Annotated in this window: 14 protein-coding genes; 2 read left to right on the top strand and 12 right to left on the bottom strand. The window is 38.6% G+C overall.

Annotated elements, in window-relative coordinates; all coding sequences use genetic code 11:
• Nucleotides 1-13 precede the first annotated feature (13 nt).
• The 3 genes from BMY50_RS11760 to BMY50_RS11750 form a co-directional block, all read right to left on the bottom strand.
• A complete protein-coding gene (locus BMY50_RS11760; RefSeq protein ID WP_093325741.1) occupies nucleotides 14-3,109 on the bottom strand; it encodes a SusC/RagA family TonB-linked outer membrane protein in 3,096 nt (1,031 codons plus the stop codon).
• A 39-nt stretch (nucleotides 3,110-3,148) separates the two neighbouring features.
• Nucleotides 3,149-6,007: a glycoside hydrolase family 31 protein gene (locus BMY50_RS11755; protein ID WP_093324416.1), complete on the bottom strand. Its 2,859-nt coding sequence runs from the start codon at nucleotides 6,005-6,007 to the stop codon at nucleotides 3,149-3,151.
• A 204-nt stretch (nucleotides 6,008-6,211) separates the two neighbouring features.
• Nucleotides 6,212-10,228: a hybrid sensor histidine kinase/response regulator transcription factor gene (locus tag BMY50_RS11750; RefSeq protein WP_093324413.1), complete on the bottom strand. Its 4,017-nt coding sequence runs from the start codon at nucleotides 10,226-10,228 to the stop codon at nucleotides 6,212-6,214.
• Nucleotides 10,229-10,607: 379 nt separating this feature from the next.
• On the opposite strand from BMY50_RS11750, the gene dnaE reads away from it, so the two are divergent.
• On the top strand, nucleotides 10,608-15,092 hold the full coding sequence (gene dnaE / locus BMY50_RS11745) for a DNA polymerase III subunit alpha (RefSeq protein WP_093324410.1): 4,485 nt from the start codon (nucleotides 10,608-10,610) through the stop codon (nucleotides 15,090-15,092).
• 110 nt (nucleotides 15,093-15,202) lie between these two features.
• Entirely contained in the window at nucleotides 15,203-15,523 is a 321-nt protein-coding gene (gene trxA, locus BMY50_RS11740) for a thioredoxin (protein WP_093324407.1), read from the top strand.
• Between the two features lie 72 nt (nucleotides 15,524-15,595).
• Here the strand turns inward: trxA and BMY50_RS11735 are convergent, their stop codons facing one another.
• The 9 genes from BMY50_RS11735 to BMY50_RS11695 all read right to left on the bottom strand — a co-directional run bounded on the left by BMY50_RS11735 (nucleotide 15,596) and on the right by BMY50_RS11695 (nucleotide 23,697).
• Complete coding sequence (locus BMY50_RS11735; RefSeq protein WP_093324404.1) at nucleotides 15,596-16,777, bottom strand: aspartate aminotransferase family protein; 1,182 nt, start codon at nucleotides 16,775-16,777, stop codon at nucleotides 15,596-15,598.
• 143 nt (nucleotides 16,778-16,920) lie between these two features.
• Nucleotides 16,921-17,322 carry a hypothetical protein gene (locus tag BMY50_RS11730; protein WP_093324401.1) on the bottom strand — a complete coding sequence of 134 codons (402 nt, stop codon included), beginning with the start codon at nucleotides 17,320-17,322 and terminating at the stop codon, nucleotides 16,921-16,923.
• An 8-nt stretch (nucleotides 17,323-17,330) separates the two neighbouring features.
• Nucleotides 17,331-18,065 (bottom strand): hypothetical protein, encoded by a 735-nt coding sequence (locus BMY50_RS11725; RefSeq protein WP_093324398.1) that lies wholly within the window; start codon nucleotides 18,063-18,065, stop codon nucleotides 17,331-17,333.
• Between the two features lie 33 nt (nucleotides 18,066-18,098).
• Nucleotides 18,099-18,644 carry an RNA polymerase sigma factor gene (locus BMY50_RS11720; RefSeq protein ID WP_093324395.1) on the bottom strand — a complete coding sequence of 182 codons (546 nt, stop codon included), beginning with the start codon at nucleotides 18,642-18,644 and terminating at the stop codon, nucleotides 18,099-18,101.
• A 61-nt stretch (nucleotides 18,645-18,705) separates the two neighbouring features.
• Complete coding sequence (locus BMY50_RS11715; protein WP_093324393.1) at nucleotides 18,706-19,659, bottom strand: transketolase family protein; 954 nt, start codon at nucleotides 19,657-19,659, stop codon at nucleotides 18,706-18,708.
• A gap of 131 nt (nucleotides 19,660-19,790) precedes the next feature.
• Nucleotides 19,791-20,636, bottom strand: coding sequence for a transketolase (locus BMY50_RS11710; protein WP_093324391.1), 846 nt, complete (start codon nucleotides 20,634-20,636; stop codon nucleotides 19,791-19,793).
• A 189-nt stretch (nucleotides 20,637-20,825) separates the two neighbouring features.
• Nucleotides 20,826-21,287, bottom strand: a complete 462-nt coding sequence (gene bcp, locus BMY50_RS11705) for a thioredoxin-dependent thiol peroxidase (protein ID WP_093324389.1) — start codon at nucleotides 21,285-21,287, stop codon at nucleotides 20,826-20,828.
• 58 nt (nucleotides 21,288-21,345) lie between these two features.
• Nucleotides 21,346-23,070, bottom strand: coding sequence for a M23 family metallopeptidase (locus BMY50_RS11700; protein WP_093324386.1), 1,725 nt, complete (start codon nucleotides 23,068-23,070; stop codon nucleotides 21,346-21,348).
• 15 nt (nucleotides 23,071-23,085) lie between these two features.
• Entirely contained in the window at nucleotides 23,086-23,697 is a 612-nt protein-coding gene (locus tag BMY50_RS11695) for a fumarylacetoacetate hydrolase family protein (protein ID WP_093324384.1), read from the bottom strand.
• Between the last annotated feature and the right edge of the window lie 45 nt (nucleotides 23,698-23,742).

Genomic DNA, 23,742 nt, shown 5'->3' with positions numbered 1-23,742 from the left:
GCTATTTAGGTTCTTAAAAAGTAATATTGGTTCCAATCATGAAGGTTCTTGGTCTTGGATAATAACCAAGATCGACTCCGCTGGCAAAACCCTCGGCATAGCCTATTTCCGGATCCATGCCATCGTATTTTGTGAAAGTAAAAGCATTTAATATGGAGGCATATAAACGTACTTTTCTTAAGTAATTCTTTTTAATAATTTTTCCAAAATCGTAACCTAATGTAATGGTGCTAATACGAAGGAAATTGCCGTCATGAATATATAGATCGGAGAAATTAGTCCAGTTACGTGCGTCTTCAGTAATACGAGGCATGGTATTCGACGAGCCCGGACCATGCCAACGATCAAATATGGCTGTCGTGTAATTAGAATATGGATCCGTTTGATTGCGGTACGATTGTACTAATTGGTTCCCCGCCACACCCGTAGCCTGAATCGCCAAATCAAAGCCCTTATAATTAGCCGTTATATTGAAACCATAGGTGAAGTCGGGGTTTGGATTGCCAATCATGGTTTTATCTGTTTCGCCAATCTGTCCGTCGCCATTTACATCAACATAACGAACATCTCCCGGTTGTGCACTGGGTTGTATAAGCGCGCCATTGGTATTTCGGTAGTTGTCGACCTCTTCTTCACTCTGGAAAATTCCATTTGTTTTATATCCCCAGAAATATCCAATGGGGAAGCCGTCTTGTGCACGGTAAAATTCGCCTGAGTTAGCAAACAGTAAATTATTGGCACCGTGGATAATTCCATCTGCGGTGGGTATATTTCCTACTTTATTTTTATTATAAGTACCATTGAGACCTATGCTATAATTAAATTCTCCAATACGATCATGGTAATTTAAAGCAAGTTCTACTCCCGTATTTTTTACATCACCACCATTTATAAAAGGAGCATCTGCGCCAGCCGTTGCTAATACAGGTACTTGGATTAACCAGTCTTTTGTGATTTTATCGTACCAATCGAATGCAATATCTAAACGATTTTGTAACAATCGGGCATCAAAGCCGATGTTTGTCTGCTGTGAAGTTTCCCACTGTAGGTTAATATTGCTTAGGCGACTTGGGTAGGCTCCTGGGGTAAGTACACCCTCTTGATTTCCAAAGATGTAATTTGTGTTAAGAAATGTTACGGGCGACATAAATTGAAAAGCGTCTATTCTTTGATTTCCGACCTGCCCCCAGCTCGCCCTTAGTTTAAAGAAATCCAACCAGCTTTTGGTGTTTTCTGCAAAAGTTTCATTGGAGATAACCCAACCAGCTGAAATAGAAGGGAAATAACCCCAACGATTACCGCGCGCAAATCTTGATGAACCATCTGCTCTAAAGGTTGCGTTTAATAAGTAAGTGCCCTTATAGTTATAGTTGAGTCGTCCAAAATATGACATGCGTTTATCTGCATCATCCGGCGCGCCTCTTAAAGTCATCTGTGCAGCGTCATTAGCATTGGTGGCGTTGGATAGCCAGGCGTGCTCTAAATCATTGAATACAGCATTTATATTCGCTCCCCATATACTCGATCCATCGTATTGAAAGGCTGACGATCCAATCATCGCCTCAAAGTGGTGATCATCTTTTACATCGAACGTATAGCTAAGTAAATTATCCCATAAAAGTGATTTATTCTTTCCCATATTTTGGTTAATTCTAGAAAAATCATTGAAGGAATAAGCGGAAAGTCTATATATGGGAGTGTAAGATCTACTTTCATTTACATTGTAATCCAAGCCCAGACTGGTCCGGAATCGTAGGCCCTTAAAGGGTTCCACTACCAAATAAATATCGCCAAACAGACGCTGACTATTACGATCATTTTGGTTGCTATAATACATGGTCGCATAAGGATTTGCCTCACCGGTGTTCCAAGAAGAATTTGTATTATCGTAGAAATTTCCTTCTTCATCGTACATTGGTACAAATGGACTGGTATTGAAGGCTCCTCTTAATGAATTGTTGTATTGATTGCCTACCCCAATTCCATTGCTATTCAAGTAGGTAAATGTAAGATGTTCTCCTAAACGTATAATGTCATTATACAAGTTATGTTCTGAATTGATGCGGTAATTGAAACGCTCATAATTAGACAAATCCTTACCTCCTACAATTCCTTCCTGTGTGGTATAACCGAAGGAAGTAGAATAGGTAGATTTTGTGCTTCCTCCTTGTGCACTCAAGGAATAATTTTGTGTTAATGCGTTATCCTTGAACATTTCGTTCATCCACATGGTGCCTTCTCCGAGATTCGCCATTTGTTCATTCGTAAAATAAGGTGTCTTTCCTCCATTGACAGCCCCTTCGTTCATTATAATGGCGTATTCTTTGGCATTGAGCATATCAATTTTCCTTGCCAACTTTTGTACGCCCGTATAAGTGTCCAGGGAAATTTGCGCAGGCTGATCCGATTTACCGGTTTTGGTGGTAACGAGTATCACTCCATTAGCTGCTTGTGAACCATAAATAGCTGCAGAAGCGGCATCTTTTAGCACATCAATAGACGCTATATCGTTTGGATTCAGGTAACTGATATCGTTTGTTAAAACGCCGTCTACTACATAGAGTGGACTGGCATTGGCGATCGTTCCGACACCACGAATAATGACACGCATGCTTTCTCCCGGTTGTCCGGATGTTGAACTAATCTGAACACCTGGTGTTTGCCCCTGTAACGCCTGTAAGGCATTGGTGGTACTTTGTTTTTGAATGTCATCGCCTTTTACTTGAACCGATGCACCCGTAATTAATTTTTTCTGTTGCACGCCATAACCTACCACGACCACCTCATCTAAATTCCCGGTAGTGGGGGTTAATGTTACGTTAAGGGAGTTGGCGGAAGTCAATTTTACCTCTTTTACTTCCATTCCGACGTAGGAGAAAACAAGTGATTCACCAACGTTGGCATTAATAGAGAAATTTCCATTTTCATCCGTCGAAATGCCTTGTGCGGTTCCTTTTACCTTTACACTTACGCCGGGAATGGGAAGTTGGTCCTCCGCGGATACTACTTTCCCTTTAACTACTTGTTGTGCAACGGCTACTTGTAGTGAAACCAGTAGTAGCAATAGCCATGTCCCAAATTGTTGAACGGTTTTTTTTAATGTTAGCATACTCATGTTTTTAGGTCTTATAGCTGTTGGTTTATTGATTTAATTGTTCGTTAGTTTTATGTTCATGTTTTTACCCGTATAGGTAACACTCGCATCCGGTTTAACCTGACGGTCTATACCACTTGGCTGCTGTTGATCGACCAGAATTATGTTGAATTTCCGTGTCTTGGGTGCCGCCTCATATTTTCCCTTTCTTTCTGATAGGGTGAGCGTTTTTGTCTGATTATCGTATTTGATTTGAATTCGATTAAAGATTCCTTTTTCATAGTTATAGCTTAGCCCGTCGTCTTCATATAGGGTTAAATCGGCATTTTTTCCTTCAAAAATATAGAGTGTGGTGGCTCCCTTAATCTTCTCATCGGTATATTGCCTTAGTGGGTCAATAGGTAAAATAGACCCACTCTTTACAAATACGGGGATGCGCTCGAAAGGTGCTTCGGCCTCGATTTGCTGTCCCCCTTTGTAGGACTCTCCTGTATAAAGGTCATACCAGGTGAAGCCACTAGGTAAGTATACTGGGCGACTGCTAGCACCTTTTTTAGTGACAGGGTTTACTAACAGGGAAGAACCCAACATAAACTGATCGTTTATTTCATAGGTTTTTGGGTCGTTGGTAAAGTCCATTGCTAAGCCCCTCAGCATGCTATAATCGTCGTGGTAGGTCTTACCCGCTAAGCTATATAAATAGGGGAGAAGACGATAGCGGAGCTGAATATAGTATACCATGCTATTATAGGCCGGATGTCCTTCAGGTGCAATATTAAAAGGCTCGCGGAATGGAAATTGTCCATGTGCCCGAAATATAGGCACGAATGCTCCAAATTGATACCATCTGCTATTCAGTTCGCGCCATTCCTCCTGATTGGCGGTATTGGGATTATAATATCTTTTTTCTACTAAGAAGCCACCGACATCCATGGTCCAGTAGGGTAGACCCGACATAGAAAAATTAATTCCTGCAGCAATCTGGTCTTTCATGTCATTCCAGGTTGACGAGATATCGCCACTCCAGGTTGCTGCTGCATAGCGTTGTTGACCGGTAAAACCCGAACGTGTAAGCATGAAGATCCGCTTATTAGGGTCTTCCGCTCGTTGACCTTCGTAAATTCCCTTGGCATTTTGCAATGGAAAGGCATTATAGTAGCGTGTTGAAGATCCGATAGACGGTTGAAACACATCTTTTCGTTCCTGGACACTTATATTGGAATGGATATCAGGCTCGCTGGCATCCATCCAAAAGGCATCGACACCTTTTTTATAGAGCTTTTCATTCAGTAACTCCCAGAATCCGCGTCTTGCATCGGCATTGAAAGGATCGTAAAAAGTAGAGGTATATCCTTTACCAATCCAATCTTTTCTGCCATCAGCAATATTCCGGCGATACAACCAGCCATTTTTCATGAATTGATTAAATACGGTCGACTCTTCATTCACCTTTGGCCAAGTAGATATCATGAGCTTAAAATGATCTTGATGCAATTGTGAAATCATTTCTGCTGCATGGGGAAAGCGTGCGGTATCAAAATTTTGTCCGCCCCAATCCTTCTCGGGCCAGTATGACCAATCGAGTACTAGGTTGTCTATCGGGATGCGGCGTTTACGGAATTCCTTAGCTACATCCAAAATTTCTGCTTGTGTTTTATAGCGCTCGCGGCTTTGCCAGTAACCAAATACCCATTTAGGCATGATGGGAGCTTTACCTGTTAGGGTACGATAGCCGCTGATGACCTGGTCCATGTTACTTCCCTGTATGAAATAATAGTCTACCCCGTCGCCTGCTTCTGAATCGAAACCAAAAATTCGTTGATCTGATTTTAGAATAGGGCGCTGCCAATTTATTTCCAAGTAGGATTGCGCCCCTTCAGGTTTCCAATCAATGCGTATAGCATGTTTTTTGTTAGCTTCAGTGGTTAATTCAAGCTCAAAGCTTCCGGCATTCCACGATTCGCGCCACCTATCTTGCAGCAATTTGCCATCAATCCAGACTTTTATATAACCCGCATATTTAAAATGCAGGCGGTGCAGGCCAGAGAAAGGCGAGCTAAAACGACCCTCATAGCGAACTAAACTTTTGGATAAATCAACTCCCTGTGGAAACTTAGGTATGTCTGTTAAATCATTGTAGGCAATATCCGATTCGGCCCGAATCGCGAAGACTTCTTTTTCGTCCGCTTTATTCAAATAGCTCGCGCTTAGCCAACCTTCTTGGTCGTCTTTAGCATATAATGTAAGTCCCGACAGCGGCAGTAAAGCACGTGTATCACCTGCTTTGGTAATCGAATAATTATTCCATAAAAGACCATAATTTTTTGTGGATAACAACATCGGAACGGCTACATCTGTATTGTATTGCAACAGCGTGACCTGCTTGCCCTGATAATTCATGATACCATTTTGGTGCTGCCCTAACCCATAGAGGCCTTCCTGCTCAGAAACCTGAAAGGCTTGTTTAATACGGTAAAACGCATCACCATTCGCAGCCGAGGGAGCAAATGTTTGTGTATTTCGAGGTGTTTCACATAAGATGGTGTCGCCGCTAGGGTTTAAAAAATTTATTTGGCCCGTATATAGTGAAACGGCTAAGTTGATAGCCTTGCTTTTTACATAAACATGATCATTGGTTTCTTCAACTAATAGTTCACCCGGTTTACTCCTAAGCGTATCTGTGATAGCCAGTTGTTCGGATGCTTTTACAGAATGAAGCAAAGGGATAGATCGTACATGTACAATACCATCACGTATAAAGTCGATGGCCATGTGTTGATCAATCGTTCCTATGGCATTTTTGAATGTAAGGGAAATACCCTGTTCCGTTTTTTTGTAGCTGGCTTTTTGTGCGCTTACCGCAAAAGGTATACTACAGCAAAATAGAGCAAAAAGAGTACGTAGTTTTGGCATGCTTTTATGGTTTATTATAAAATTTTTGTCCTGTTTTACGAGCGTCGGCTAGTTTTGGTTAGTCTAGTAAAACTGATGAGGCAAAACTACGTGTACCTGCAATACATGAGGGGATGTAAATGTTTATAAATGGGGGTGTTTTAGTTAACCCATTCGTCCGTAAGTACGAACGAGAAAGGCTTACAATGGAGTAGGGTGTTTGTTTTACTGATTGAGCTTGTAAACTGAGGGTAATACAGCATACATGGCTTTGAAATACTTACTGAATTGCTTTGGGTTATTAAAGCCTACTTGGTAGGCTATTTCCGCCACGCTTAAATTAGATTTTGTAAGGAGCTGAGCCGCTTTGCGCAATCGGATGTTACGGATAAATTCGGAAGGGGTGTGACCATTTAGTGCTAATAGACGCTTATACAAACCTACACGACTTATATTCAAAGCCGCCGCCAGATCTTCAACTGAAAAGGCCGAATTGGAGACATTATCTTCTGTAATCTTCGCCGCATGGCGTAAGAACTTTTCATCGGCAGATTCAATGGCAGTTACAGAAGGTATTACTTCAAGTTGTTTCTTGTAAGTCTTTTCTAGTAGCGATTTTTGCTTTAAGTGATTGTCTATTTTTGAAATTAAAAGCTGAAAATGGAATGGCTTGATAATGTAATCGGATGCGCCGGCATTTGTAGCGCTGATTTGAATGTCGGCGTCGCTGTAGGCTGTTAATAAAATCACTGGGATATGGCGGGTGCGGGTGTCACCTTTTATCTTTCGGCATAACTCAATGCCGGAATCTCCAGGCATTTGAATGTCTGAAATGATCAGGTCTGGATGTTGCGCCAAGGCTTTTGTCCAAGCTGTTTGTGCGTCGAAGGAATAATCTAAATGAAATTTATACTTTAAGTTTTCAGACAGATAAAAAATCAAATCCTTATCATTATCAACTAATAATATAGATGGAAGTTTTCTGCTGTTTTCTTTCTCGCCACTCTCTTGTGGTATAGGCTCCAGTGAATCTTCCGATGAGGGTATTGGTAAAGCAAAGACTTTCTCTGTAGAAGAAGATAAGGGTAAGATGATGGTAAATGTGCTACCAATATGTTCTTCGCTGTGGAGCTTTATAGTGCCGCCCAATAGTTGTACATAATCATGCGTTATGGATAAACCAATACCATTACCCTGGTTATACAACTTGTGACTCGGTATATGTTGGAAATAGCGTTCGAATATCTTTTCTTGCTGAAAAGCCGGTATACCTATTCCGGTATCCGTTACTTTTATCTGCAACTCATGGGGAGGTTCGGTATCGCTCACCACCAATGATACTTCCACCTTGCCATTCTTGTCGGTGAATTTTAGCGCATTACTCAGTAAATTGAAGGTGATGCGTTCTAATTTTTCATAATCAAAATAGGTGTATAAACTACTTTTATTGGAATGGAATAATAGCTCAATGTGTTTTGTAACGGCCAAGTCCGTAAAAGAGTCAACATGCTCTTTGATGAGAGAAACGATGTCACCTAAACTTAAGTCTAACTTTAATTTATTGCTATCGACCTTTTTTAAGTCAAGGAGTTGATTTATCAGATTTAATAAACGCTTGGCATTGCGCTTCATGGTTTGCAAGTGAACCTTTTGGCTATCACTCGGGTTTTCTTCCAACAGCTTGTCAATCGGTGCTATTACCAAGCTTAATGGGGTGCGGAATTCATGACTTATATTGGTGAAAAACTGTGTTTTAGAACGATCCATTTCAATGGTTCGTTTATATTCTTCACGCTCTTGTTGCAATTTAAATCTACTTTTTTGACGTTGTTTCTCTATATGCCTGATTAAGAGGAGCACGGTAATGATTAGCAAAATATAGGCTAGGTAAGCTAGTGGTGTCTTCCAAAAAGGTGGCGCTATCTCTATATGTAACAGTGTATAAGGCGCGCTCCATTGCCCATTGTCAAGCGATGCTTTTACCTTAAATTCATATACGCCAGGATCTAAGTTGGTAAAGGTTATTTTGTGATCCCCTTCATCCGGTAACCAATTGTTATTAAATCCTTTTAACTGATAAATAAAACGTCGATGTTCTTTCGCGATATAGTCGAGGGGAGAGAAGGTGATCGTAAAAATATTTTGATCATAATTTAATGAAATACTTTTGGTGTAGGTAGGAGAATTGGTTAGAATGAAGCGGCCCTGATATTCTTTATCAATCTCTAAGGCTTTGTTAAAGAGCGAAAATTCTGTGATGACAGGGTTAAAGACTTTCTGTAAGCTCGGAATATTTTCGGGCACAATGATATTAAAGCCGGCGGCGCCACCAAAAATGAGCTCATTTGCTTTGGTTTTAAATGCTGCATTTTCATTAAAAGAAAGACCTTGTAAACCATCTTGTGTATGGTAGTTTTTAATATCCAGCAGCTCGTGATCGGTACCGCTGTAGTTTATGCATGATAGACCCTTTAACGTACTTATCCAAAGCTTGCCTTGTTTGTCTTCTAATAAATTCAAGGTGAAATTATCGGGTAGGCCATCTGAACTTCGAAGTGTTTGAAAACCCTTTATACTTGGTTTATATAAGTTTAGTCCATCTTGTGTAGCCACCCACATTCTTCCCTGTTTATCTTCTAATAGATCGGAGATATAATTATTGCTGAGACTATTTTTTTTGGTTCCGGCTATAAAGGTGTGGATTATTTTGTTAGACTGATTTAGCACAACAATACCTTGAGCGCCTCCAACCCAGAGATTGCCGTTTCTGTCTTCAGTAATGGCAGATATATATTTCGGTATGCGCTCGTCATTTAGGGCAACGAACCGATCTTCGCTAGCATTATAGTAATACAGGCCATCGGAAAGTGTTCCGACCCAGATCCGCTTTCTGCTATCTTGGTACAGCTCCCAAATGCTGTTGTCTTGAGGGCGCTGACCCTTTGCCAAACCTACAGGGTATCGCTTAAAGGTTTTGCCATCAAAAACATTTAGGCCCCCATAATAGGTGCCCAACCAAAGATTATGATTTGTGTCGAGTAACATACTTACGATGATGTTACTGCTTAGGCTATGGGGTGAACTAGTTTGCTTATAAGACTCAAAATGATTTTTTGCACGATCGAAGTACAGAAGCCCTCCGCCGTTTGTGCCAATCCACAAATTACCATGACGATCCTCTACAAATCGGTTGACATCTTCGAATGGCAAGCCACTTTGTTTATTTACCAGGGGAAACAAAAACAGCTGCTTGTGGTAATAGCTAAGCCCCTGTTTGTATGTGCCGATCCATATAATTTGTTGATTGTCTTTATAGAGTGAAATGGTGCTATTTTGTGCGATGGTTGAACTATTAGCATCGTGATGCAGGATGTAAGAAATTGTAAAATCCTTCTTGTGCAGCAGGTTGATTCCTCCATGGTCGGTTGCTAACCAAATATTATTGTTTTCATCTTCGGTAATATGGGTGACGACATCCGTGTTGAGAGATGCGGGTTTGCTTGCATGATGTATATGCAGCGCATCTACCGTTCCTTTTTTTATATAATAGATACCCAGGGGCATATCCGCAGCGTAAGCCCACAAGTCATCATCCCGATCACAAAATAGCTTAAAAGTGGCATCCCGTTGATTTTTAATTGCTTTTATGACAGACGTATTATGCCGTAGGGATTTTAAAGATCGACCGTCAATCGTTTCTATTAAGCCATTGGCATATATCAGATGTAGGGCTTTATTTTCTTTAGAAAGCGCCATGCCTGTTATACGCTTAGTTTGTTTGGTAGTGAAACGGACGCTTTGCTTTTTTACAGTGTCGTAACGGAATAGCCCATTTTCAGCAGTCAAGAACCAAAAGAATCCTTGCCTATCTTGCGTCATTTGCAGGATATCATCTGCCGGCAGTCCATATGTATTTAATGCACTGTCAATGTTCCGGATGAAATTCTCCTGCCTATCCTCATATATGTTAATGCCTTTTTTTGTTTTTACCCATAGTTTGTGATCAGGTCCGATAAATAAGCTGTTGACGTTATTGTCGTTTATGCTGCGAGGGTTGGTGTTGGAATGACGGTATACCTTAATCTGCTGCCCATCGTATCGATTTAACCCCGCAGAGGTACCGAACCATAGAAAGCCCAGTGAGTCTTTGATAATGGCACTGATATGGTTGTTAGACAAACCATGCTGCTCGTTGAGTTGATAGAATCGTATGTTATCCAATGGTAGTGCCAACGTTGTCATTGCGTAGCAAAACGTCAGAACTAAGGTATATAGGGCAATTCGTAGCACGGTTAAAGCAATTTATTCAGTGAAATCGACAGTAGATTATATATCAAAACTGTTTGGTTATTGTTAGCTTTTTACTTCATCAAACTTATGTAAAATCGGCATGATTTCCAATTTTAGTTACGAGTTGTCAGTTGAGTTGTGAGCATAAAAAAGCACCAGTTTATACGTATAACTTATTACCTGCAACGGTAAAACTTAAAAGACGAAACGGAGCTCATGATATGAGCATAATTTCTGACATATGTGGATACTTTTGTGGTAAGGCGATGAGTGGATCCGTCCAAAATTCTGTAGTTTTGTCTATCTTATTGCTCAATCCAGAATAATAGCTATGTACTTAATTTTTGATACCGAAACAACAGGGTTACCGAAACGTTGGGATGCACCGATTACAGATACTGATAATTGGCCCCGTTGCATTCAGATTGCCTGGCAATTACACGACGACATGGGGAACTTGGTGGAAAACCAAGACTATCTTGTTAAGCCTGACGGTTTTAATATTCCGTATGATGCTGAGCGTATTCATGGTATTTCTACTGAGTTGGCGATAGAACAGGGTGTTGACTTGACCGAGGTACTGGAGAAGTTTAATATTGCATTGAGTAAGGCCAAATTTGTTGTCGGACAAAATATTGGCTTTGATATCAATATTATGGGATGTGAATTTCATCGTACAGGCATAGCCACAACGATGGGAGAAAAAGCTGTTTTGGATACCTGTACTGAAATTACGGCAAATTTATTGCAGCTACCGGGTGGTAGGGGAGGTAAGTTTAAGTTGCCCAATCTTACTGAACTTCACCAGTATCTATTTGGATTACCTTTTGCAGAAGCACATAATGCCACTGCTGATGTGGAAGCAACTACTCGTTGTTTTTTAGAGCTTGTTAAGCGTAATGTATTCACAGCTGCTGAACTGCAGGTTCAAGAGGATTATTTTGAAATCTTTAGAACGAATAACCCAGAGTCGATAAAGGCTATTGGTTTACAGCATGTGAACTTAAAGGCGGCTTCTGATGAAATTAGAAAACGTCAAAAAGCACAGGAAGACAGTATATCTCAGAAAGAACTAGAAGCAAATAAAGAGGAACTAAAAGAGGTTGACTTTGTTCATCTACATAATCATACTCAGTTCTCGATTTTACAGTCTACTATTTCTGTTTCTGATTTAGTTAAGGCTGCGGCAAAACACAAAATGCCCGCTGTAGCTATTACCGATCATGCCAACATGATGGGTGCTTTTCATTTTGTAAGTAATGTGCTGAATCATAATAAAGTTGCCGAAGCAAAAAACAAAACAGCAGTTGAAAATGGCGAGGAGCCAACTGAGGTCATTATTAAACCTATTGTTGGTTGCGAGTTTTTTGTTTGTGAAAATTATAAAGATAAAACACGAAAAGACAATGGTTATCAGGTTGTGCTGATAGCAAAAAATAAAGCAGGCTATCATAATTTGGCAAAAATGTCATCGCTTGCTTACACGGAGGGCTTCTACTACGTGCCCCGCATTGATCGCGAGGTAATCGAAAAATATAAAGAAAATATAATTGTTCTATCTGGAAATCTATACGGAGAAGTGCCGAATAAGCTGCTTAATATGGGCGAAAACCAAGCAGAAGAAGCACTGTTATGGTGGAAGGAAACCTTTCGAGATGATTTTTACGTAGAATTAATGCGGCACAATCAAGAGGATGAGAATCGGGTGAATGCTAGTTTGATTGAAATGGCCAGAAAGCATGATGTTAAACTTATTGCTACGAATAATACATACTATATTGATAAGGAAGATGCACATTCGCATGATATCTTATTATGCGTGCGCGATGCTGAAAAAATAGCTACCCCAAAAGGAAGGGGCCGAGGTTTTAGGTATGGATTGCCGAATGATGAATATTATTTTAAGTCGGGTGAGGAGATGAAAAAGCTTTTCACTGACATTCCTGAGGCTATCGCCAATATTCAGGAGGTCATTGATAAGGTGGAGGTTTACTCTCTTTATCGAAACGTATTACTGCCTAAATTTGATATACCCGGAGAATTCCAGGTAGAGCAAGACGAAGCGGATGGAGGTAAACGGGGAGAGAATAAATATCTAAGGCACTTAACGTATGTAGGAGCTGCTAAGCGTTATAATGATATTACTCCTGAAATCACCGAACGACTCGATTTTGAGCTCCAAACGATAGAAAAAACAGGGTATCCAGGATATTTTTTAATTGTCCAGGATTTTATTGCGGCTGCACGAGATATAGGTGTGTCGGTAGGACCAGGTAGAGGATCTGCTGCGGGATCTGCTGTTGCCTATTGTCTAGGAATTACAAATATTGATCCGATTGCGTATGATCTACTTTTCGAGCGTTTCTTAAATCCTGATCGTGTATCCATGCCTGATATAGATATCGATTTCGATGATGAAGGAAGAGGAAGGGTGATGGATTACGTAATTAATAAATATGGGGCTAGTCAGGTTGCACAGATTATTACCTATGGTACAATGGCCGCGAAATCATCTATAAGAGATACCGCCCGTGTGCTCGACTTACCTTTATTTGAAGCGGATAAGATAGCCAAGCTGGTTCCGAACCTGAAATTAAACAAATTGTTTAATATGGATGCGCAAGCGCTTAAAAGCGCCTTACGTACAGATGAGCTAGAAAGTGTTCGGGAACTTATAAATTTAGCTAATGGGAATGATTTAGGCGCAGAGACAATTAAGCAAGCGAAAGCTTTAGAAGGATCTGTACGAAATACGGGTATCCATGCTTGTGGAGTTATTATTACGCCAGATGATATTACCAATTTCGTGCCTGTCTCTACTGCAAAGGATTCTGAGCTTTATGTAACCCAATTTGACAACTCGGTTGTTGAAAGTGCTGGTCTTTTGAAGATGGACTTTTTGGGGCTTAAGACACTTACGCTTATTAAAGATACTGTAAGTTTAGTGAAACATACCAAAGGTATTGAGCTTGATCCGGATTTCTTTCCTATAGATGATAGTAAGACCTATGAGCTCTTTCAACGTGGGGAAACAGTAGGTATTTTTCAGTATGAATCGCCAGGGATGCAGAAATACATGAAAGAGCTTAAACCGACGGTATTTGGAGACCTAATAGCGATGAATGCATTATATCGACCTGGTCCATTGGAGTATATTCCAAGTTTTGTTCGGAGAAAAAATGGGGAAGAGCCGATTGCTTATGATTTAGATGCTTGTGAAGAGTACTTGAAGGAAACTTATGGTATAACGGTTTATCAGGAACAAGTGATGCTTTTATCGCAAAAGTTAGCAGGTTTTACGAAAGGTGAGGCTGACGTATTACGAAAGGCAATGGGTAAGAAACAGCGGGATGTTTTGGATAAAATGAAGCCTAAATTTGTGCAGCAAGCTGCAGAGAAGGGACATGATGCCAAAATACTTGAAAAGATCTGGAAGGATTGGGAAGCTTTTGCGAGTTATGCCTTTAATAAATCACACTCAACTTGTTATGCTTGGGTAGCCTATCAAACAGCTTATTTAAAGGCACATTACCCTGCCGAATATATGGCTGCTGTGCTTTCCAATAATATGAATGACATCAAGCAGATATCTTTCTTTATGGAAGAATGTAAACGTATGGGATTAACTGTATTGGGGCCAGATGTTAATGAGTCGTTCTATAAATTTACAGTGAATGAGCGAGGAGCCATTCGATTTGGAATCGGTGCTGTAAAAGGAGTAGGAGCAGGAGCCGTTGATACGATTGTAAGCAATCGTGATGAGGGGAAGTATTTGTCAATTAGCGATTTTGCGAAGAGAAGCAACCCGAGAACTATTAACAAAAAAGTATATGAGAGTTTAGTGTACAGTGGTGCGTTTGATTGCTTTGGATTAGTGAGGGCACAGTTTTTTTATATTCCAGAGGGTATGACGCAGAATGGTATCGAGCGTCTTATTAAATTTACCAATGATTATCAATATAATAAGAACAATGCTGCTATGTCGCTATTTGGGGGGACAAGCGATGCTGACATCCCTGAACCTAATTTGCCTTCCTGTGCTGAGTGGGGCTTGATGGAAAAGCTTCGACATGAAAAAAACGTTGTAAGTATGTATATTACCGGTCATCCAATGGATGACTATAGATTAGAGCTCGATTACTTTTGCCAGCATAAAGTTAGTCAGCTCCATTTAATAGATAAAATAAAAGCAGGTGCGGCAAAGGATAAAGAAAATGATAATGGCGGGATAGAGGGAGTAGTAAGCGATGAAGGTGTGGAAGACATAAAAGCCGAATTTGCAAAAATAAAAAATAAAGAGATGGTGTTAGGGGGGATGGTGACCGCTGTATATCATGGAATGACAAAAACGGGTAAGCCTTATGGGCGGATGACGTTTGAAGACTATTCGGATTCTTATGAAATGGCTTTATTTGGCGAAGATTATGTGAAATTCAAGGGTTTTTTAAACGAAAGTTATTTCTTGCAAATAAGAGGGATGGTAAGTGAAAGATTTAGACAGCAAGATAATTGGGAATTCAAAATTTCATCTATTCAACTGCTGTCTGAACTTCGGGATAAAATGGCTAAGTCGATCAGTATACAGATTCCATTGCATGAATTAAATCATGAATTTGTAAATAATTTGCAACATATAATAAATAAAAATCAACAAGAGCAGGAAGTAAGGAACTGCCAACTAAAGCTTGTATTGCTCGACTATGAGGATAAAGTGAGCTTAGAGATGCCTGCAAAAGGTGTTAGGGTCCATTTGAGTAACGAATTTTTAAATGAACTAAAGGTGTTAACTGGAGATCGGGGGTATAAGTTAAATTAATGTCAGATTGTCAGTACCTATGCTTTGGCAATACTTTTGAAAAGCTATATTTGTATAAATTAAGGTAAAGCTTAAAAGCAACAGAGTAGTAAATCATAAAATAAACTATAATGGCATTAGAAATTACAGATAGCAACTTCGATGAAGTTGTATTAAAATCAGACAAACCAGTATTGGTTGATTTTTGGGCAGAATGGTGCGGACCATGTCGCATGGTAGGGCCAGTAGTAGAAGAGTTAGCAAAAGAATATGACGGAAAAGTTGTAGTGGGTAAAGTGAATGTGGATCATAATTCTGACATCTCTACTAAATATGGAATACGAAACATTCCGGCGCTACTTTTCTTTAAAAATGGAGAAATTGTTGATAAACAAATAGGAGCAGTTCCAAAATCGGTGCTTGCCAATAAATTAGAAGCACAACTTTCTTAATATAATAAGATGTTTCGAGGAAAGAGCCATTGATGTATACATCAATGGCTCTTTCCATTTTGAAGCTTTATGTTAGTTGTTGATTCCGGCTTTTATAATATTGCAAGCCGCTATGATTTCTTCATTGGTTATGGTTAATGGTGGCGCTAGACGTAAAGCCGTTTCATGATGTAAAAACCAATCGATCATAACCCCATTGGTAGCACAATACTTACTTGCTCGTTCAACCCGTTCAAATGAGTCCAATTCTATTGCCATCATTAAACCGATGCCCCGCACTTCTTTAATTTCAGGATGCTGAAGATGTTGTAAAAATAATTGATGCTTTTCTTCAACAGTATCCATTAGCCCATCTGTAGTGATTACACGGAGCGAGGCTAAGGCCGCAGCACAACTAACGGGATGACCACCAAAAGTAGTGATATGTCCGAGAATTGGATTTTCTTTAACTACCGCCATAATTTCCTGTGAAGCGATAAATGCACCCAAAGGCATTCCCCCTCCTAAAGCTTTAGCCGTTAACAATATATCAGGTACGATACCATAGTGCTCGAAAGCGAAAAGTTTACCGGTACGTCCCAAGCCTGTCTGTATTTCATCTAAAATTAATAATGTTCCTGTTTCATCACAACGTTTTCTCACTGCTTGCATATATTTTATATCTGGTACGCGTATTCCTGCTTCACCTTGTACCGATTCTAATACTATAGCGGCAGTGTTTTGATCAACGGTGCTTAGTTGATTGACGTCATTGTAATCTACATAATGAATATTTGGAAGGAGTGGCGCAAAAGGTATTTTGAATTTCTCATCACCCATTAAACTTAATGCGCCTTGCGTGCTTCCATGATAGGCTTTTTTTGCAGCTATAAAGTTTGTTCGGCCAGTAAATTTTTTAGCGATTTTCATTGCGCCTTCAGTAGCCTCCGTTCCAGAATTTACAAAGTATACATTATTGAGATTTTTTGGAAGAAATGAAACAAGTTCAGTTGCCAATAATACCTGAGGAGCTTGTATAAACTCCCCATAGACCGTTATGTGTAAATATTTTTCTGTTTGAGCTTTTATTGCTTCAAGCACTTTGGGATGTCTATGCCCTATATTACTTACGGCAAATCCCGATACCAAATCCATATACTTTTTACCATTCGGCCCATACAGATAAAGGCCTTCGGCCCGTTCTATTTCAATAAGTCGTGGTGTGGTAGATGTTTGTGCTGTATTTAATAAAAAAAGCTGACGATTACTTAACATAATTACCTCTTAAATGAAGAAAGATTGTGCGAATCTAATAAAAATGAGACTATAATAGCTTAGTAACAATAATCCAATAAAAAGAAATTATTTTCGTTGTTTCCGATTGTTGGTTATTGCTGTAAGTGATAAGAGCGTTCTACCTAATCATTTCTTCTATCTCGAAGTTCTTTTAATAGCTGTTCGCGAAATTCCCTTTCTGTTTCAAAAAACCTAGCAGTTCTTTGTGCGTTTATAATGGGGATAAAGGCATCCCTGTATCTTAATTTAAGCGCCAAAACCTCTGAGTCATATTCTAATTCACCTCTTTTTTTTCCAGTCTTGTTTTTTCTTTGGTGAATGAGCTCACGCAATTCCTTTTGGTATTGATTGTATAAAGGAAAAAATCGTTCTGCATCTGCTGGACTCAAAGCAAGCTCCTTAGTAACGTAGGCTATTTTTGCTGCTTCTATCTGCTTAAATCGATTTTGATTAACTAAATCTTGGGCCCCTAGATAAAGTATAGTGAAAGAAAGGATTAAGCAAGTAAATATAAATTTCTTCATTTTTTAATTTAGATACTATAGTCCAAGTAAGCTTCTATATCTTCTTCAGAGAAATTTGCTTTATTCGTCTGAACGGCTCCTTCAAATTCTGTTTCTAATATAGTAGTAGCGTCTCCAGGCTCGGTGTAATATTCCAGATAGCTTACAATTTCATTTTCTGAAATGTTGTGTAACTTTTTTTGAAAACTGTTAACCGAGTTTAATTGAAAGAACGCATAAGCGCCAATAGAAATGGCTATACATGCTGCAGCTGCATATCCCATCCAAGTTAGCTTTTTTAATTTTCTTTCTTTATGCAAATTTATCGATACAGCGCTTTCATTGTCATTTCTTTGTTCTTTTACCGATTCTTCTATCTTTTCTGTTAAGTTTTCAAAATAGTTTGAAGGGGTTTCGAAGCCAGTCGTAGGAACTTTGTCTTTTAGTTCATTTATAAACGAAATTTCTTTAATAAAACTATAGTCATTAACAGCTAGATCCTCGTTTTGTTCTTCTGCATTTTCAAGCTCACTTTCCGTAACTCTTGTTTGTATACGTTCAGATAAGGAATCAAAATACCCCTCAGGCAAGGCGAAGGAAGATGCGGTATCCTCAATTATGTTGATTCGTCTTTGGATTCTTGCGGGCAGCGTATCAAAGTAACTCTCCGGTACAATAAATGGCGTATCCATGAGATTTATAGATACATCATGGATACCTTTTAAATCGTCATTGTGATTGCTTTTATTGTCCTTTCTGTTCATAGTAACTGTTAGATGAAATTATCTAAAAAAGGTTTAATCATGTTCGTTAAAAAATTGTTCAATTTTTTTAACGGCAAGATGGTAGGAAGCCTTTAGCGCTCCTACACTTGTACCCAATATATCCGAAATCTCCTCATACTTCAAATCATCAAAATATTTCATGTTGAAAACTAAGCGCTGTTTTTCTGGTAAAGTGAGCAAAGCCTGTTGTAATTTCAACTGTGCTTGATTCCCATTAAAGTAGCTAGAGGTAGTTAATGTTTCTGCCAAATAAGAAGATGAATCATCATTTAAAGAAATATTTTGATATTGTTTTTTTTTGTTCAAAAAGGTAATACACTCATTGGTAGCAATACGATATAACCAGGTATATAATTGCGCATCAGCTCTAAAATTACTAAGATTCTTCCAAACCTTTACAAATATATCCTGAATTAAATCATCGGCATCATCATGGTCAACCACTAATCTTCGCACATGCCAATAAATCCTTTGTTGATATTTCTTTAGCAAAAGATTAAAAGCTTCGTTACGTGTCTTTTCGTTTGAGAATTTTTCAATTATAATTGAATCTTCCATTCAGCGTATTGCGGTTATAAAAACAAAGGAACTTTAATGTTCCCTTGTAATGTTAAACCTTTTATTTACGTTTTATTACTTTTTGTACAGCACCGACGATATGTTCGGCGTCTAAGCCATATTTTGTCATTAATTGAGCAGGTGTACCGCTTTCTCCAAAACTGTCATTAACAGCCACGTATTCCTGCGGAGCAGGATTGTTTTTTGCCAAGACCTGTGCAACGCTGTCTCCTAAGCCGCCAATCCGATTATGTTCTTCGGCTGTTACAACACATCCTGTTTTAGCTACCGATTTTAATATCGCCTCTTCATCCAGTGGTTTTATGGTATGAATATTGATAATCTCCGCATCTATTCCAAGCTCAGCCAGTTTTTCGCCTGCCTGTATTGCTTCCCAAACTAAATGCCCGGTGGCAAAAATACTTACGTCGGCACCTTCGTTGACCAGCCAAGCTTTTCCAATTTCAAATTTCTGATCGGGAGAAGTGAAAATTGGTACAACGGGACGTCCAAAGCGCAGATATACAGGGCCTTCATAGTCAGCGATAGCAATGGTAGCTGCTTTTGTTTGATTGTAATCGCAAGGATTGATGACGGTCATTCCCGGCAACATTTTCATTAAGCCAATATCTTCTAATATTTGATGAGTGGCGCCATCTTCTCCTAGCGTTAAACCAGCATGCGAAGCACATATTTTTACATTTTTACCTGAATAGGCAATCGACTGGCGGATTTGATCATATACTCTTCCGGTGGAAAAATTTGCAAAGGTGCCTGTATAAGGAATTTTACCACCGATGGTTAAACCAGCTGCAATACCCATCATATTGGCTTCAGCGATTCCTATTTGAAAGAAACGTTCCGGGAATTCTTTAATAAAGGCATCCATTTTCAATGATCCTACAAGGTCGGCACATAATGCTACTACATTTCCATTCTTTTGTCCGACTTCATGTAAACCAGCCCCAAAACCCGAACGCGTATCTTTTTTTTCAGTATATGTATATTTTTTCATCAGAATAATCTGTTTCTTGGTAATTGTTTATTTTTAATAGGCCTTTAACCCAAGCCGAAAGCGGTAATTTAAGCGTTACTATCAGCTTCATTTTAATTGGTGGCTATAGTTGCTCCACTTAGTAATCGCAATTAATAATCTCCTAAAGTTTCTTCCAATTGCGAGAGGGCTGCTGCTAATTGCTCATCATTTGGCGCTACTCCGTGCCATTTATGAGAACCCATCATGAAATCTACACCATTTCCCATTTCTGTTTTCATCAAGATCATAATTGGCTTACCGTTACCTGTCCGACTTTTAGCTTCGGCCAATGTGTCTGATAACATTTGCATATTATTACCATTTGTTTCCAAAACATCCCATCCAAAGGCTTCCCATTTGGCTTTTAAATTTCCTAAAGAAAGAACCTGATCCGTAGCGCCATCTATTTGTTGACCGTTACGGTCTATGGTCGCAATTAAATTATCAACTTTATTATGAGGAGCATACATCGCTGCCTCCCATACCTGACCTTCTTGGAGTTCACCATCACCCATTAGAACATAAACGAGTTTATCATCTCCATTCAATTTTTTTGCGCGGGCAGCCCCAATAGCTACTGAAAGACCTTGACCAAGAGAACCAGAGGCAACACGTATTCCTGGTAGATGTTCATGTGTAGTTGGATGACCTTGTAATCTGGATTCGATTTTTCTAAATGTAGCTAATTCACTTGCATCAAAATATCCCGAACGTGCTAATGTACTATAAAATACCGGTGAAATATGACCATTTGATAGAAAAAAGAGGTCTTCTCCGATGCCATCGAGACTGAAACTCGGACGGTGATTTAACTGATGAAAGTAAAGGGCGACAAAAAAATCAGCGCATCCCAAAGAGCCTCCTGGATGACCCGATTGACAACTGTGTACCATTCGTACAATATCTCTACGCACTTGTTTTGCAATGCTTTCTAGTTTTGCTATATCTGCACTCATTATGAATTTTTGTTATGGAATTAAAGCTGCTAAGATAATAAAATTAGTTATTACTTGTTGGTTGTTCGTTTTATGATAATATCAAAATGATCAATATTAGGTAGCTACTTTAACATTTAAATAAGAAGTGGTTAATGTTAATCGGTAGCATATCTATTTATTGTAGCTCATTTGTAATAAATAGCGCTGTTATTTAGCTAGATCTCTGATTTGTTGTGACGCATTTTGATTATCCACCTTTTTAATGATATATTTTATTATGCCTTTTTCGTCAATTATAAAGGTTGTTCGGGCCGTTCCCATATATTTTTTGCCGTACATGTTTTTTTCTACCCAAACACCATAATCTTCGACAATTTTTTTGTCTTCATCCGCTAATAAATTAAAAGGTAACTCAAATTTGCTGATAAATTTTTGATGTGATTGTTCATTGTCAATACTCACCCCCAGTATTTCATACCCGTCTTTTAGAAGAGATTGATAATTGTCTCTAAAATTGCAAGCTTCTGTAGTACATCCAGGGGTATTATCTTTGGGATAAAAATATAGTATAACTTTCTTCCCTGTAAAGTCTTTCAATTGAATAACCTCGCCGTTTTGATTTTTTGCTTTAATAGCAGGTGCTTTATCACCTTCTTTTAGTTCTTTCATTTATTATTTATTTATGTTGTTGCCGGGTATCAAACAACCCTTGTTTCTAATTACTAATCTATTTAACAAATTCCGCCTCAAAGATTTTCTCATTATCTTTCCAGTCCTTTACAATTAATTTAAAGCGATGGTTCCCTTTTGGTAAATGCTCTTCAAATACATGCCATAAAGATGCACTTTTGGAGTCATATTCCATCAGTACCCATTGATTATCTATATATCCGTCAAAAGATTGAATGCCTGATAGATTATCTGAAATTTTAAAATTGATTCGCTTAATATTGGCCATGTTACGACCAGCAGATAAATTAATAGCGCGGATGACAGGAGCAATCGTATCTACTACGATATAAAAACTTCCAAACGTTCGCATGGTCGCGCTCACATAACCATTTTTATAGGAACCACCTTGCGATTCTCCTTGTGTATTAACAATTAAGGCTTTGCTTTGTAAGTAAGAAGGCAAATTTATGGATTTTATTGCAAGTGAATAACCTTGATGTATAGGAACCATTCTGTTATGAATATGTTGAATGGAAGAATAGCCGTTTTTAGGTTGAGGACTTTGGCTATATCTATAATAAAGATTGCTATAAAGATTTCCTTTTGGAATATTTACTTTCGTCGCATCATTTTCAAAATAATTATCTTGATCATAATGGAAAAGCGTTGTCTCTAAGCTTGGCTTTTTTTCTACAGAATTGCTTGAAACGTTTTTAATGTTAAATGAAAGCGTACTAGTATTACCTTTTATGTCTTTTACTTTGTAGGTTATTTCATGCACAAGTTGATCTTTAAGATCGATAATACCATTGTTAACTAGTTTTTGGTAAATTTCAAGCTTATTACCTGGTTCGACAAAACTTTTTTGAATCCGTCGTCGGTGTAGTATATAAGTAGCATAATCGATATGTGAATTAATAGCCCTGCTATTGTCGAACGAGAAGCTTTCAAAAACAGCAGTATAAATTGATTTGCCATCTAAAAGTAGTTCAATTGAATAAACACCATTTCTATTTGACGATGCGGAATTTTGATCAGTACTAACAATTCCAAATCCTGTGCCGCCATTTATCGTTATTGTTTTTGCGGGACTTATCTTGTAGTGACCATTATTTCCCACGACCTGTAAATGCTCTCTTGGTGTGTTTTCATCATAGCTATTATTGCCAAGACGATAAACCGTAATTCCACTGATTAATGGAGGGATCCGATCAGGGATGGTTAAGCCAAAAAGTTGTGCATTAATAGTATGCTCAGATTTAGTATCACGTAGCTCAAAGTGCAAATGCGGGCCTGCTGATCCTCCGGTATTTCCTGAGTAAGCAATTATTTCTCCTTTTTTAATCGGAATTAAATTTGCTGTTAGTGGAAAATCTACGCTAAAGTGTTTTTCAGCATACTGTTTATTTTTCACAAAAGAAATGATTTTGTCATTAAACCGTTGTAAATGCATGTAAACACTGGTATATCCGTTTGGGTGGTTAATATATAAAGCATTTCCACCTCCGCCTATTTGGACGCGAGCTCTGGAAATATAACCATCAGCTGAAGCATAAACTGGATACCCTTCTCGTTGATTTGTTCGATAGTCTGTACCCGAATGAAAATGATTGGTCCGCAACTCGCCAAATGAACCAGAGGCTTGAGGAGGAATGTCTAAGGGAGGCGTAAAGTAATTTAAGGGGTATTGCCTATTTTGTGTATTAATTTCTTGACCAAAGACTACCAGAAATTGTTGCAAAATCAAGAAGGATGTTATAATTTTTCTATAATTTATCATCTTGTAATAAAGCTATTATTTGATCTTAAAATCCAATAACTTTTTATCTTCAATAAAACCCTCTAAATGATCGCCAACCTTCACAGGTCCAACTCCTTCAGGCGTACCTGTAAAAATTAAATCTCCTTTACGTAAAGTGATATACTGACTAGCAAACGTTATAATTGATTCAAAAGAGAAAAGTAGGTTTTTAGTATTTCCTTTTTGAACGATTACCTGATTCTTTTTTAAACTAAAGTCGATATTATAAAGATCAGGGAATTCAGTTTTAGCAATTAAGTTACTGATGGGGGCGGAGTGATCAAAAGCCTTAGCGAGTTCCCAAGGTAAACCTTTCAGCTTATGTTGAGATTGGATGTCGCGTGCTGTGAAATCTATACCTAATCCAACAGCATCATAATAAGACGATGCAAACTTAGGGCTTACATGCCTGCCCTCTTTGCAGATTCTTAATACTATTTCTATTTCGTAATGTACATCTTTAGAAAAGTCAGGATAATAGAAATCTTTATTATCTTTAAGTATTGCGGTGTCGGGCTTTAAAAAAATTACAGGATTTTCTGGAACTGGATTGTTTAGCTCTTGAGCATGTGCGGCATAATTTCTGCCAATTGCTATAATCTTCATTTTCTGGATTAAATTTATTCTCTATGCATCAAACCTAATAAAAAA

It is taken from the genome of Olivibacter domesticus (genome assembly GCF_900109575.1).
Lineage (GTDB): Bacteria > Bacteroidota > Bacteroidia > Sphingobacteriales > Sphingobacteriaceae > Olivibacter > Olivibacter domesticus.
Note: the sequence above shows the minus strand (reverse complement) of the source record. Positions and strands in the feature narration are given on the sequence as shown.

Bases quoted from the DNA above. Each gene is read 5' to 3' on its own strand.
- BMY50_RS11760 (WP_093325741.1), bottom strand. From the start codon at position 3,109: ATGCTAACATTAAAAAAAACCGTTCAACAATTTGGGACATGGCTATTG.
- BMY50_RS11755 (WP_093324416.1), bottom strand. From the start codon at position 6,007: ATGCCAAAACTACGTACTCTTTTTGCTCTATTTTGCTGTAGTATACCT.
- BMY50_RS11750 (WP_093324413.1), bottom strand. From the start codon at position 10,228: ATGACAACGTTGGCACTACCATTGGATAACATACGATTCTATCAACTC.
- dnaE (WP_093324410.1), top strand. From the start codon at position 10,608: ATGTACTTAATTTTTGATACCGAAACAACAGGGTTACCGAAACGTTGG.
- trxA (WP_093324407.1), top strand. From the start codon at position 15,203: ATGGCATTAGAAATTACAGATAGCAACTTCGATGAAGTTGTATTAAAA.
- BMY50_RS11735 (WP_093324404.1), bottom strand. From the start codon at position 16,777: ATGTTAAGTAATCGTCAGCTTTTTTTATTAAATACAGCACAAACATCT.
- BMY50_RS11730 (WP_093324401.1), bottom strand. From the start codon at position 17,322: ATGAAGAAATTTATATTTACTTGCTTAATCCTTTCTTTCACTATACTT.
- BMY50_RS11725 (WP_093324398.1), bottom strand. From the start codon at position 18,065: ATGAACAGAAAGGACAATAAAAGCAATCACAATGACGATTTAAAAGGT.
- BMY50_RS11720 (WP_093324395.1), bottom strand. From the start codon at position 18,644: ATGGAAGATTCAATTATAATTGAAAAATTCTCAAACGAAAAGACACGT.
- BMY50_RS11715 (WP_093324393.1), bottom strand. From the start codon at position 19,659: ATGAAAAAATATACATATACTGAAAAAAAAGATACGCGTTCGGGTTTT.
- BMY50_RS11710 (WP_093324391.1), bottom strand. From the start codon at position 20,636: ATGAGTGCAGATATAGCAAAACTAGAAAGCATTGCAAAACAAGTGCGT.
- bcp (WP_093324389.1), bottom strand. From the start codon at position 21,287: ATGAAAGAACTAAAAGAAGGTGATAAAGCACCTGCTATTAAAGCAAAA.
- BMY50_RS11700 (WP_093324386.1), bottom strand. From the start codon at position 23,070: ATGATAAATTATAGAAAAATTATAACATCCTTCTTGATTTTGCAACAA.
- BMY50_RS11695 (WP_093324384.1), bottom strand. From the start codon at position 23,697: ATGAAGATTATAGCAATTGGCAGAAATTATGCCGCACATGCTCAAGAG.